Raw genomic sequence first — 12,177 nt, 5'->3', positions numbered from 1 at the left:
GATTTGACGAGAACATGCGTTTTTACGTGTCATCGAGGAGGCGATAAAATGGGATTCTTAGAGGATCGACAATCATTTTTACGCTATTGCCAAATTGAACGTCGACTGTCTCCTCATACGAAACGCTCTTACGAGCAAACGCTCGAACAGTACGCCGCATATTGCCAATCAGCGCATCAAGACCCTTATGATGCACAGACGGCGCGGCGTTATTTATATGTCCTTTACGAGAAACAATTGGCCGCGTCCACGGTGTCCCAAAAAGTGTCTTGCCTCAAGCAATTCGGGAAGTATATGGCAAGGGAGTATGGGGGAGAACCGCTGTTTCACGATCTCACTTCACCGAAAAAAAGACAGTCATTACCGACCTTCGCTGTCCCGACTGAAGTCGAGCTACTGCTAGAGGCTGCGTTAAAGCAGGACGATCCGTTTTTAAAAGCGAGAGACGTAGCCATTCTCGAAGTTCTATATGGGACGGGGATTCGTGTTGCTGAGCTTTGTGGGATGAACCTCTCGTCCTTTGATGAAGTATTGTCATTCGTACATGTGTTAGGAAAAGGGAAAAAAGAACGGTATGTCCCGGTCGGACAATATGCTGTAGAAGCGTTACGACATTACATCGAAATACGCGTAGAAGTCGTTCCTCCTTCGGAAAATGCATTATTTTTGAGTCAAAGAGGGAATCGAATGACAACAGACCAAATTCGGTATGTTATGAAGCGTTTGAGAAAAGAGAGTGGGGTACATAAGCCGCTCACCCCGCATTCGTTGCGTCATAGTTTCGCAACGGACTTGTTAGAGCGTGGAGCGGACTTGCGCGCTGTGCAAGAGTTGCTCGGACATGAGTCACTGTCAACGACCGGGCGCTATACCCACGTATCGACTGAACGTCTACGTTCGATTTATCAAGCGACACATCCAAGAAAGTAGGAGGTTACGATATGTTTCATGCAACGACAATTTTTGCAGTTCGACACAATGGGCAATGTGCGATGAGTGGAGATGGCCAAGTTACGTTTGGGAATGCCGTCATCATGAAAACCAAGGCGAAGAAAGTGAGACGCCTGTACGGCGGGAAAGTAGTTGCCGGTTTTGCAGGTAGCGTAGCCGATGCTTTCACATTGTTTGAAAAGTTTGAATCGAAACTTGAAATGTATAACGGTAACTTGCCGCGTGCCGCGGTCGAACTTGCGAAAGAATGGCGCGGAGATAAAATGTTACGTCAGCTTGAAGCGTTATTGATTGTCATGGACGCCGAACATCTATTATTAGTCTCTGGGAATGGAGAAGTCATCGAGCCGGATGATGGGATCCTCGCGATCGGGTCAGGCGGAAATTATGCGCTCGCGGCAGGTCGCGCGCTCGTCCGTCATTCTCCTGACAAATCCGCAGAAGAAATTGCGCGAGCCGCTCTTGAAATTGCTGGTGAGCTTTGTGTGTATACAAATGATCAAGTCATTGTAGAAACGATCGGAGGCGCTGCTGAATGAATCGAGAGTTGACACCTAGACAAATCGTATCGGAATTAGACCGCTTCGTAATCGGTCAAAAGAATGCCAAACGGGCCGTAGCGATTGCATTACGCAATCGTTATCGCCGTCAAAAGTTAAGTTCAGACCTTCGAGATGAAGTCACCCCTAAAAATATCTTGATGATCGGACCGACAGGGGTCGGGAAAACTGAGATTGCCCGCCGTTTAGCTAAACTAGTCGGAGCTCCGTTCGTCAAAGTAGAAGCGACAAAATTTACAGAAGTCGGCTACGTCGGTCGGGATGTCGAATCGATGGTGCGTGACCTTGTGGAGGCATCTGTACGTCTCGTCAAAGAAGAGAAGAAAGAAGATGTTAAAGAACCTGCTGAACGTGCGGCGACTGAACGATTGTTAGATGCCCTTCAAGGGAAAGCGAAAGCTGCACCGAGCGCATCAAACCCGTTTGAAGCATTGTTCGGCGGTCAGACACAACAACCTGAGTCATCGAATGACACGACTAAAACAGACCGGGCCCAACTCCGTCGTCTGCTCGAGCTCGGTGAACTTGAAGATCGAGTCATTGAAGTCGAACTTGAAGAAAAACAGACTGTCGACTTGTTCCAAGGGCAAGGAATGGAAGGCTTGTCTAATCTACAGGATATGCTTGGACAAATCGTTCCGAAGAAACGGAAGCAACGTAAGCTGACAGTTCGCGAGGCACGCCCCCTTGTCGTAGCAGAAGAAGCAGAAAACCTTCTTGATTTGAACGAAGTCCACGATGAAGCGGTACAGCGAAGCGAGCAAATGGGGATCATCTTCGTTGATGAAGTCGATAAAATCGCAACAAAGTCACAAGATCACGCCGGTGTTTCTCGAGAAGGTGTACAGCGAGATATTCTTCCGATCGTCGAAGGATCTACGGTCGTCACGAAGTACGGACCGGTCAAAACGGACCATGTGCTCTTCATCGCAGCCGGTGCTTTCCATATGGCGAAGCCATCTGACTTGATTCCAGAATTACAAGGTCGTTTCCCGATTCGCGTCGAATTGAACAGTTTGACAGAGGAAGACTTCGTCAAAATTTTGACTGAGCCATCACAAGCGCTGATTAAACAATATACAGCACTGTTAGAATCTGAAGAAATCACGGTCGATTTTACACATGAAGCGATTGAAGAAATCGCAAAAATTGCGACACATGTCAACCGCGAGACCGATGATATCGGAGCACGCCGTCTATATACAATCATGGAGCGTGTCTTGGAAGATTTATCATTTGAAGCTGCGGATATGCCACAAACAAGCGTGGAAATCACACCAGCTTACGTACAAGAAAAAGTGGGCTCGATCGCAGATGATCGAGACTTGAGTCAATATATTTTATAAGATTCTGTATGCACATACAGGGAGGAAATAGACATTATGAATTTACTAGACAAAACTCGCCAATTAAACACGATGCTTCAACAAGAAGCAAGTGCGCACGTTGATTTTAAAGAAATGGCGGACAAAATGCGTGAAGTACTTGAATCAAACACGTTTATCGTGAGCCGTCGTGGACGTTTACTCGGCTTTGCAATCAAACAACAAATTGAAAATGAACGCATGAAGGCATTCTTGGTGGACCGACAGTTCCCAGAACCTTATGCCTCAAACTTGTTCAATGTCAAGGAAACGACAGCGAACATCGATATCGACAGCGAATATACGGCATTCCCTGTCGAGAACCACGATCTCTTCCTAAACTCGATGACGACGATTGTTCCGATCATCGGCGGTGGTGAGCGTCTAGGTACACTCGTCTTAGGGCGCTTGGCGAATGAATTCACAGAAGACGACCTCGTCCTCGCTGAATATAGCGCGACCGTTGTTGGGATGGAAATCCTTCGGGAAAAAGCTGCGGAAGCAGAGACATCAGCCCGTAAGAAGGCTGTCGTTCAAATGGCGATCAATTCATTATCGTATTCAGAACTTGAAGCAATCGAGCATATTTTTGAGGAGCTCGGTGGTAACGAAGGACTGCTAGTTGCTTCCAAAATTGCCGACCGAGTGGGAATCACACGCTCAGTAATCGTAAACGCACTTCGAAAATTGGAAAGTGCGGGGGTTATTGAATCACGTTCTTTAGGAATGAAAGGAACGTATATTAAAATATTAAATGACAACTTCTTGTTTGAATTACAAAAACTAAAATCAAACTAGAACGCCACTTTTGATGTATAATTAACATTGAAAACCCTTTAAAAAGGAACTTTATTCCTAAAAAACCGCTTTCTCTTGGCAGAGGGCGGTTTTTTTTAGTGCAAAAGTAATTTTTTTCAGAATTTGTCGGCAATTCGACAAAAATACATTAAGCCATTTACCTATGTTTTAAAAAATATCTTTCAGAACTGTTACAGATTTGTTTCAATGAAATAGTGGAATTTCCAAATCAGGTATATTCAGTAGTTATCACACGAAAGCGAGTGAACGCCGTGAATTGGATTGGTAGTGACTATCAATTACTCAAGCAAGCCGTTAATCATGCAGTTCTCAATCAGAAGGTTATCAGTCATAACCTTTCAAACATTGACACACCAAATTTTAAAGCGAAACAAGCGATATTTGAGCAGACACTTCAAAGTGAGATGCGTCTCAAACTACAAGATGGTCGACCGAGTGACTCGACTCAATCAAAAGTAGTCGATCGAGCAGGTGGAGCGATGAGAAGTGATGGCAACAATGTCGACTTAGATTATGAAATGAGTGAACTGGCACGAAACCAACTCCAGTACGAGGCGACGATGGAACAATTAAATCGCAGGCTCGGAGGATTAAAATCAGTTATTCGGGGAGGGCGTTAATCGATGGGAATGTTTGATAGTTTTCATATTTCAGCATCAGCGTTAACGTCTCAACGTTTACGAATGGATACCGTCTCGGCCAACATTGCCAATGCCCAAACGACACGAGGGAAACTCGTAGATGGCGAGTGGCAACCTTATACGAGAAAGATGACTGTGTTGCAGGAAGCACCTTTCCGAAAACAAATGGATACTGTTAATGGTGGGGTGCAAGTGTCTCAAATCATCGAAGACGATGCACCTTTCAAGTTGGCCTACAATCCGAGCCATCCCGATGCGGACGAGCGTGGGTACGTACAAATGCCAAACGTTGATTTGTTAAAAGAGATGGTCGACCTAATGGGTGCAACTCGCTCTTACGAAGCGAACATTGCTGCAATGAACGCATCGAAGGCGATGCTCGTCAAAGCGATGGAGATTGGAAAAGGATAAGGAGTGATCAGGGATGCAAATTAATCCGATTCAATTGATGAGCCCGGAAGTCATGCCATCAATGAACAAAACGAACCCATCTCAGTTTGGGTCGTATTTGAATGAAGCGATGAACGCGCTGAATGAGACACAACAAGCGACAAGTCAGGCCCGTAAAGATTTGGCCGTCGGAAAAGCTGACCTTCATCAAGTGATGATCCAAAGCGAAGAGTCGTCGATTGCGATGCAACTTGCCATCGAGGTGAGGAACAAGGCTGTTGAAGCCTATCAAGAAATGATGCGAATGCAAGTTTAATTGTAGAGGATGACAAGTTGCGATGAATGAACAATTAAAAGAACGATTCAAATCCATGACCGACTCATTGAAGGCGATTTCAACGAAGCAAAAACTCGTATGGGGCATCTCGATTGCGGTCATTCTAATCGCGGCCTTCGTACTTACATTCTTCCTTTCGAGACCAAACATGTCACCTCTCTATACGAACTTGTCTGCTCAAGAAGCAGGTGAAGTGACGGAGAAGTTGACGGCGGACGGAGTGAAGTCAGAAATCAAGGCGACTTCGAACGGTGTGAGCGTATATGTACCAAATGAAATGGTCGATCAGTTAAAAGTGAGCCTTGCCGCGGCCGGGATTCCAAAATCCGGATCGATTGACTATAGCTTCTTCAGTGAAAACGCAGGTTTTGGAACGACAGACCGTGAAATGGCTGTCATCGAGCGAAGTGCAATGCAGACGGAGTTAGAGCGTCTCATCACTCAAATAGAAGGTATCAATCAAGCGAAAGTCATCATCTCCCTTCCTGAAAAGTCTGTCTTTTTAGCAGAAGATCAAGGAGAACCGACAGCTTCAATTGTATTAAACGTCGGTGCAGGAACGAGCTTGGAACCGAATACAGTGAAAGGCCTCTATCATTTAATCAGTAAGAGTGTTCCTAACTTAAAACCTGAAAATATTTCAATTATGGATCAATACTTTACGTATTATGATCTCGATCAAACGGTAGTTGCAGGGGGCTCTTCATCTGACCCATTGGCATTAAAACGTCAAGTCGAAAAAGACGTCCGTCAACAAATCCAACAGATGTTATCTGTCTTACTAGGTGAACGGAGCGTACTCGTTTCTGTCACAGCTGATATCGATACGACACAGACAGCCGAAGAACAGAATTTAGTGACGCCAGTTGATGAAGAAAATATGGAAGGTATTGTGACTTCAGCTGAACGAATCGCAGAAGCTTACACAGGCGCAACTGGGACGGCGACAGAAGCAACTGGGACTGGTGAAAATGACACAATCAACTTCCCGGCAGCTACAGGGGACGGAACGGATGAAAGTGAAAAGAATCATGAAATCATCAATTATGAAGTGAATCGCATCACCAAACAGATTCAAGATGCACCGTATACGATTCGCGACCTAGGTGTGCAACTCATTGTTGAGCCGCCAGATGGTGCAACGAGTATCGATCCACAACTCGAAGGTGATCTCGAAACGATGATGTATTCCATCATTCGAACTTCATTAGCGAAGACGGATGTGGCCATCACAGATGCCGAACTCGAACAGAAGGTCGTCGTTGTGTCGAGACCGTTCGCCGAAGTAGAAGAAATCGCGGCAACGGAACTACCTACACCATGGTGGATGTATGCGACAGCAGCCGGAGCGGTCATTCTTCTTGCGCTCATCTTCTTCGCGATGCGTAGACGCAAGCAAGAAGTCGTGGAAGAGACGAACGAATGGGAAGTCCCATATGAAGATGAAGTTCCAGACCTGGACCTCGAGGAGCGAGGTGAAGGGGCAGTGAAGAAGAAACAGTTAGAAAAATTAGCTGAAAGTAATCCAGAAGAGTTTGCTAAACTGCTTCGTACTTGGATGTCTGAGGAGTGAGTAACGTGAATTATGCAAAACAATCGAATCGCGAAAAAGCAGCGATGCTCATGATTTCCCTGGGACCGGAAGTGGCGGCGAACGTCTATAAGCATCTTTCTGAAGAAGAGATGGAACAACTGACGCTTCAAATTTCAGCGTTAAAAAAAGTGTCCCCGGAAGAAAAAGATAGCATTCTCGGTGAGTTCCATGAGCTCGCCATGGCACAAAGCTACATCACTCAAGGTGGGATCGGATTTGCGAAAACGGTCCTTGAGAAGGCCGTTGGTGAAGATAAAGCGATGGCATTGATTCATCGTCTAACATCGACCTTACAAGTACGACCGTTCGAGTTTGCACGAAAAGCAGACCCGAAACAGTTACTGAACTTTATACAAAATGAACATCCACAGACGATTGCATTGATATTAGCCCATTTAGAACCGGTCAAGTCAGGCCAGATATTATCGGAGCTACCGCCTGAGATTCAATCGGAAGTAGCAAAACGGATTGCGACGATGGATCGACTCAATCCTGACGTTATTCATGAAGTGGAACAAATTCTTGAAAAGAACCTCTCGCAAACGGATATGCAAGATTATGCCCAGTCGGGTGGTATTGAGGCGGTTGTCGAAGTGTTGAATGGTGTCGACCGGACGACGGAACGCACGATTCTCGATGCGCTCGAAATCGAAGACCCAGAGCTCGCAGAAGAAATCAAGAAACGCATGTTCGTATTCGAAGATATCGTCACACTCGACTCTCGTGCGATTCAACGAATCATCCGTGAAGTGGCGAACGATGATTTGTTGTTAGCACTCAAAGTGTCTTCAGAAGAAGTAAAACAAATCATCTTCAAAAACATGTCACAGCGGATGGTCGAAACGTTCAAAGAAGACATGGAATTTATGGGGCCAGTGCGATTGCGTGACGTGGAAGAGGCGCAGAGCCGCATCGTCGGAATCATTCGCCGCCTAGAGGATGTCGGCGAGATTGTAATCAGCCGAGGTGGAGGAGATGACATCGTTGTCTAATGTAATCAAACGTCAACGTGCAATGTCGAACATTCCGCAACGGATTGAATCCAAACGATTAGAAACACCCGTTATTGAACCGACCGATCACATCGACCATCATCAAGTCATCGAGTCGCGCTACGAGAAGCTGAAACAGGATGAAGAAGCATTTCAACAGTTTCAGTTGACCGAAGTCGAACAGTTGGAGCGGTTGAAACAACAGGTGTTCGAGGAGGCGCGTTCAGAAGGGTATCAGCAAGGTCTCCTTCAAGGTAGGCAGGACGGATTGGCTGAGTTCGAGACCATCACCACACGATTAAATTCCGTTTCGACCGAACTTGAACTCATATTTGAAGAAAAATGGAGACAAGCGGAAGAACAACTCATCGAGCTGGCAATCTCGGTCAGTGCTCATGTGACAACGGATCTTGTTCGAAAAGATGAAGAGTTGTTTGCGACGATGATTCGTGAACAGATGTCACACCTAATTGACGCCGAATCACTCACAATCTTTGTACATCCGACCCGACTCGCATCGATTCAGCAATTCGAATCGATGTGGCGGACAGACGAGACACCGCCTCTTAAGTATCGTGGAGATGGATCGCTTGACGAAACAGCTATTCGAATTGAATCGCCACATCGTGGAAATGAAGTCGATTTATCGTACAGCTTCGAACGCATCCAAGCCAAAATCGAGGAGGTTTTAGCGGATGGCGCTTATTGAACAGGTCATCGAATCAATCAAGCAGTCCGCAGATGGCGAGTATATGCGTAAAATCGGCAGAGTCTGTCGGGTCGTCGGATTGATGATTGAATCAAATGGACCGAGCGCGTTTGTCGGGGAACGATGTTTGATTGTCCTTCCTTCAAATGAAACGGTTGAAGCAGAAGTGGTTGGCTTCAATGAAGAGCGTGTTCTTCTCATGCCATACGGTGAAACTATCCAAATCGCACCAGGTTGTCTTGTAAAAGGGACAGGGAAGATGCTTCAAGTTCCTGTAGGCGCAGAACTGATTGGACAGGTACTCGACGGTTTAGGGCGTCCCTTATCCGGTGAGCAACTCGTGACCGGAAAACGTTACGACGTTCAACGCAAACCGCCGAACCCATTGAATCGACCGAGGATTTTAGAAGCTCTATCGACCGGTGTCCGCATGATTGATGGTCTTTTGACCGTCGGGAAAGGTCAACGTGTCGGATTATTTGCCGGGTCTGGCGTAGGAAAGTCGACGTTGCTCGGGATGATTGCCAAACGTTCTTCTGCTGACATTAATGTCATTGCACTCATTGGAGAACGTGGGCGAGAAGTGAAAGAGTTCATCGAAAAAGAGCTTGGACCGGAAGGAATGGCTCGATCCGTCGTGATTGTAGCGACGAGTGATCAGCCACCGCTTGTCCGCTTGAAGGGTGCATACACGGCTACCGCGATTGCAGAGTATTTCCGCGACCAAGGAAAAGAAGTGGTTCTCATGATGGACTCGGTGACACGTTTTGCGATGGCGCAGCGTGAAATTGGACTCGCAACCGGTGAACCACCGACATCTAAAGGGTATACACCGTCTGTATTCGCCATGTTGCCACAACTGCTAGAACGGAGTGGTACCGCAGCCAGCGGATCAATCACGGCGTTTTATACGGTGCTTGTCGATGGGGATGATATGAATGAACCGATCGCTGATGCGGTGCGAGGGATATTAGATGGACACTTTGTCATGGACCGTTCGCTTGCGAACCGTGGACAGTTTCCTGCGATCCATGTCTTAAAGTCGATTAGCCGGGTCATGAATCAAATCGCGTCTCCTGTACATCGGGAAGCGGCTCAAACATTCCGTAGCTGGTTAGCAACTTATATCGATGCAGAAGATTTGATTAATATCGGTGCATATAAAAAAGGGACCAATCCAGCAATCGATACGGCAATTGAGAAGTATCCATTCTTATTGACGTTCTTGAAGCAATCGATTGAGGAAGACGCCGCATTTGAACAGACGATGGGCCACTTGTCACATATCGCGCGAGGTGAATCATGAATAGACTCATATTAGAACGAATCATACCTATAGCTGAACATGAGAAAGAAGATGCTGCCTTAGAAGTAAGAGGGTTGAAATCGAAACTCGAAACGGAGATGGAGAAGTTATATGATCTCCTCTTAATGTATGAAGCATTGATTAAACATCAAGATGAACAATCTGGAAGAATCGATCTCCTCATGTCGCAATATCGTGAAAAAACACGAGAACAAGTGAAACGTCAAATCGAGACGCAACAGCTCGTCGTTCAACAAGCGCGCAATCGCTATCATGTATCGCAAGAGCGATTGCTCGGCAAAGTGGTGGAAGAAAAGAAATATGTGACACTACATGAAAAAGCCAGCCTGCATGAGATGACAGTGGCAAAACTTACAGAGCAACAAATGATGGACGAACTTGCTGTGATTCATCATGGGAAAGGGAAGTAGCATGGCAAACGAGAACAATAAACGAGGCAAGCAAATGATTGTGGCGTTGGTCCTCATTCCAGCGATTTTCATTTTAGTTGGCGGAATCGTCGTCATGAACTATGCGATGGACCGTCCACTGTTATCTGTTCCCTTACTAGAAGTAAAGAATGACGAAAAGACGGGGGAAACTAAAACGTCTGAGACTCAAGTCAATGTGACGGGAATCGATTCAGAAACAACGAATCGCTTGAAAGCGGCGAACAGTGAGATTGAAAAATTACGGAATGAGAATATTGAATTGACGAACGAAGTAAAAGCGAGACAAGAAGAAATTACCGATTTGATTCGCGAACGAGATCGTCTCACCTCTGAGCTTGAAGCAGCGACTAAAGAAGATGAAACCTCATCCGATGTTGCCAGTGTCTATGAAGAAATGTCTGCCAAACAGGCTGCAGCAATCATGGGCGAGCTAGAGAGCCCGCAGGTAGCTGATCTGTTAAAGGAATTATCTCCTAAACAGCAGGCGGATATTTTAGGGCGTATGAACGCACAGCAAGCTGCGGTTGTGACGCAGCTTCTCCAATGAACATGAAAAGGGAGGGCCAACATTGAATATCGCTTTATTGACACAAGCCATTCAAGGATCAACGGCTCGAGCCGGAGTTGCGGAAGGTGAGTCGCAGAGTGCAGGCGGCTTTCTAGACCTCCTGTCGGCGATGCTCGGTTCGGCGCAAGGCTCTGGAGAGCAAACAGCACTTCCTCATCTTGAAGAAGGTGCGCTTCCTGAAGCAGCGGTCGACCTTGAAAAGATGGCTAAGGAACTCGAGTCATGGTTTCAAAAACCTGACACGTTGGATTGGCTTAAATCATTACCGCAAGATGCGTATCGTACGTTTATGGATGCGTATGTAGGATTACTCGGGCAATTGTCCAATTCTTCACAAGAAGCTGAGACGCTCTCGTCTTCGGTTTTACCGGTGATTATGCAGGCTAGCTCATCAATCAATGTAATGAACCAAAAAGAAGCAGCTGGTCAAACGCCACATGTTCCAGTCACTCAACCTGTTCCGAATCAAGAACTTGCAAAGCATGTTCAAACGATTCAGCGGATTATCACGCAACATAAAGGTCCAGGCGAGGGCACAATGAAAGAAGTTCCCGTAATGACGAATGTTGAAACCGTAAAAATAGCAAAACCTGCACTTCAATCAAGTAATGTCGACTGGATGCCGAAAGGAATGAACTGGTCGAGACCACAAATTGATGTGGATACCGTCATGTATGCTTCAAAAGGGTCACTTCCTGAAAACTTACAAGCTCGGATTGAAGCGGCTCTTCAAAAGGCACCGTTCAAAAGTGGGGCAGATGGTTCAAAAGTGTTCACCGTGAGGCTATATCCGGAGCAACTTGGAGAACTTGTCGTCAAGATGGAACGGAAGAACGGGGAGCTTGTCGTCAAAATGTTTGCCAGTAGCCAAGAGGCGAAGCAACTGATTCAGTCGCAAGTCCAACAGTTGCAGCAAACATTGGCACCTCATTCTCAAAACGTTCGGGTTGAGGTCAACTTGACACAACAAGCTCTTGATTCGAAGTCGGGCACGTCAGAAGGTTCTGAGCAACCGGACCAGGAACAACCTAACGAACAGCCGAAAGGAGGATCTGAAGATGACGAGCATCCAGCCGAAGACGAATGATTATACATTGCCAGACCAGTCGCTTCCAAAAGCGACGAATCAATACGACAAAGACATGTTCATGAAATTGTTACTCGCTCAAATCGCGAACCAGGACCCGATGTCGCCGATGGAAGACCGTGAATTCATCGCACAGATGGCGCAATTCTCTTCACTCGAACAGATGCAAACGATTTCGAAACAACTTGACTCTGTCCTCGTTGACCGCCATATGTCATCGATTTCTGAATACAGTAGCATGATTGGTAAAACAATTGACTTCACATCAGAAACGAGCGAAGAGACGACAAAAGGGTCAGGTCGCGTTGTCTCAATCTCTCGAAATGATTTAACAGGGTATATGGCCGATCTTGAAGACGGCACGTCAGTCAGCGTATACGATATCACTTCCATCAAATAAGCGTAGG

15 protein-coding genes are annotated in these 12,177 nt (G+C 46.2%); all 15 read left to right on the top strand.

Going from position 1 to position 12,177, the window contains the following annotated elements:
• Positions 1-48: 48 nt before the first annotated feature.
• The 15 genes from KNO76_RS01075 (at position 49) to KNO76_RS01005 (ending at position 12,170) form a co-directional block, all read left to right on the top strand.
• Positions 49-930 carry a tyrosine recombinase XerC gene (locus KNO76_RS01075; RefSeq protein ID WP_026826258.1) on the top strand — a complete coding sequence of 294 codons (882 nt, stop codon included), beginning with the start codon at positions 49-51 and terminating at the stop codon, positions 928-930.
• An 11-nt stretch (positions 931-941) separates the two neighbouring features.
• Positions 942-1,490: an ATP-dependent protease subunit HslV gene (hslV, locus tag KNO76_RS01070; protein ID WP_026826257.1), complete on the top strand. Its 549-nt coding sequence runs from the start codon at positions 942-944 to the stop codon at positions 1,488-1,490.
• Positions 1,487-2,857 (top strand): ATP-dependent protease ATPase subunit HslU, encoded by a 1,371-nt coding sequence (gene hslU / locus KNO76_RS01065; RefSeq protein ID WP_214881576.1) that lies wholly within the window; start codon positions 1,487-1,489, stop codon positions 2,855-2,857. Before hslV ends, hslU begins: the two co-directional genes overlap by 4 nt.
• Positions 2,858-2,893: 36 nt before the next feature.
• On the top strand, positions 2,894-3,673 hold the full coding sequence (gene codY, locus KNO76_RS01060) for a GTP-sensing pleiotropic transcriptional regulator CodY (protein ID WP_026826255.1): 780 nt from the start codon (positions 2,894-2,896) through the stop codon (positions 3,671-3,673).
• Positions 3,674-3,945: 272 nt separating this feature from the next.
• Positions 3,946-4,314, top strand: a complete 369-nt coding sequence (gene flgB / locus KNO76_RS01055) for a flagellar basal body rod protein FlgB (protein ID WP_026826254.1) — start codon at positions 3,946-3,948, stop codon at positions 4,312-4,314.
• A gap of 3 nt (positions 4,315-4,317) precedes the next feature.
• Positions 4,318-4,746: a flagellar basal body rod protein FlgC gene (gene flgC / locus KNO76_RS01050; RefSeq protein WP_214881573.1), complete on the top strand. Its 429-nt coding sequence runs from the start codon at positions 4,318-4,320 to the stop codon at positions 4,744-4,746.
• A gap of 13 nt (positions 4,747-4,759) precedes the next feature.
• Positions 4,760-5,041 (top strand): flagellar hook-basal body complex protein FliE, encoded by a 282-nt coding sequence (gene fliE, locus KNO76_RS01045; protein ID WP_214881569.1) that lies wholly within the window; start codon positions 4,760-4,762, stop codon positions 5,039-5,041.
• Between the two features lie 22 nt (positions 5,042-5,063).
• Positions 5,064-6,635, top strand: coding sequence for a flagellar basal-body MS-ring/collar protein FliF (fliF, locus tag KNO76_RS01040; RefSeq protein WP_214881567.1), 1,572 nt, complete (start codon positions 5,064-5,066; stop codon positions 6,633-6,635).
• A 5-nt stretch (positions 6,636-6,640) separates the two neighbouring features.
• Positions 6,641-7,648: a flagellar motor switch protein FliG gene (gene fliG / locus KNO76_RS01035; RefSeq protein WP_026826250.1), complete on the top strand. Its 1,008-nt coding sequence runs from the start codon at positions 6,641-6,643 to the stop codon at positions 7,646-7,648.
• On the top strand, positions 7,632-8,357 hold the full coding sequence (locus KNO76_RS01030; protein WP_214881565.1) for a FliH/SctL family protein: 726 nt from the start codon (positions 7,632-7,634) through the stop codon (positions 8,355-8,357). The genes fliG and KNO76_RS01030 overlap by 17 nt, the downstream gene beginning before the upstream one ends.
• Positions 8,344-9,663: a flagellar protein export ATPase FliI gene (fliI, locus tag KNO76_RS01025; protein WP_214881563.1), complete on the top strand. Its 1,320-nt coding sequence runs from the start codon at positions 8,344-8,346 to the stop codon at positions 9,661-9,663. Before KNO76_RS01030 ends, fliI begins: the two co-directional genes overlap by 14 nt.
• Positions 9,660-10,094 (top strand): flagellar FliJ family protein, encoded by a 435-nt coding sequence (locus KNO76_RS01020; protein WP_214881561.1) that lies wholly within the window; start codon positions 9,660-9,662, stop codon positions 10,092-10,094. Before fliI ends, KNO76_RS01020 begins: the two co-directional genes overlap by 4 nt.
• Before the next feature lies 1 nt (position 10,095).
• Positions 10,096-10,662: a MotE family protein gene (locus KNO76_RS01015; protein WP_214881559.1), complete on the top strand. Its 567-nt coding sequence runs from the start codon at positions 10,096-10,098 to the stop codon at positions 10,660-10,662.
• 22 nt (positions 10,663-10,684) lie between these two features.
• Entirely contained in the window at positions 10,685-11,770 is a 1,086-nt protein-coding gene (locus KNO76_RS01010; protein WP_214881557.1) for a flagellar hook-length control protein FliK, read from the top strand.
• Positions 11,742-12,170: a flagellar hook capping FlgD N-terminal domain-containing protein gene (locus tag KNO76_RS01005; protein ID WP_026826244.1), complete on the top strand. Its 429-nt coding sequence runs from the start codon at positions 11,742-11,744 to the stop codon at positions 12,168-12,170. Before KNO76_RS01010 ends, KNO76_RS01005 begins: the two co-directional genes overlap by 29 nt.
• The last annotated feature ends 7 nt before the right edge of the window (positions 12,171-12,177 follow it).

This window comes from Exiguobacterium sp. s101, assembly GCF_018617835.1.
Taxonomy (GTDB): Bacteria; Bacillota; Bacilli; order Exiguobacteriales; family Exiguobacteriaceae; genus Exiguobacterium; species Exiguobacterium marinum.
This window is presented reverse-complemented; position numbering and strand designations above follow the sequence as displayed.

Bases quoted from the DNA above. Each gene is read 5' to 3' on its own strand.
- fliE (WP_214881569.1), top strand. From the start codon at position 4,760: ATGCAAATTAATCCGATTCAATTGATGAGCCCGGAAGTCATGCCATCA.
- flgC (WP_214881573.1), top strand. From the start codon at position 4,318: ATGGGAATGTTTGATAGTTTTCATATTTCAGCATCAGCGTTAACGTCT.
- hslV (WP_026826257.1), top strand. From the start codon at position 942: ATGTTTCATGCAACGACAATTTTTGCAGTTCGACACAATGGGCAATGT.
- fliF (WP_214881567.1), top strand. From the start codon at position 5,064: ATGAATGAACAATTAAAAGAACGATTCAAATCCATGACCGACTCATTG.
- KNO76_RS01020 (WP_214881561.1), top strand. From the start codon at position 9,660: ATGAATAGACTCATATTAGAACGAATCATACCTATAGCTGAACATGAG.
- KNO76_RS01030 (WP_214881565.1), top strand. From the start codon at position 7,632: ATGACATCGTTGTCTAATGTAATCAAACGTCAACGTGCAATGTCGAAC.
- hslU (WP_214881576.1), top strand. From the start codon at position 1,487: ATGAATCGAGAGTTGACACCTAGACAAATCGTATCGGAATTAGACCGC.
- fliI (WP_214881563.1), top strand. From the start codon at position 8,344: ATGGCGCTTATTGAACAGGTCATCGAATCAATCAAGCAGTCCGCAGAT.
- KNO76_RS01005 (WP_026826244.1), top strand. From the start codon at position 11,742: ATGACGAGCATCCAGCCGAAGACGAATGATTATACATTGCCAGACCAG.
- codY (WP_026826255.1), top strand. From the start codon at position 2,894: ATGAATTTACTAGACAAAACTCGCCAATTAAACACGATGCTTCAACAA.
- KNO76_RS01075 (WP_026826258.1), top strand. From the start codon at position 49: ATGGGATTCTTAGAGGATCGACAATCATTTTTACGCTATTGCCAAATT.
- KNO76_RS01015 (WP_214881559.1), top strand. From the start codon at position 10,096: ATGGCAAACGAGAACAATAAACGAGGCAAGCAAATGATTGTGGCGTTG.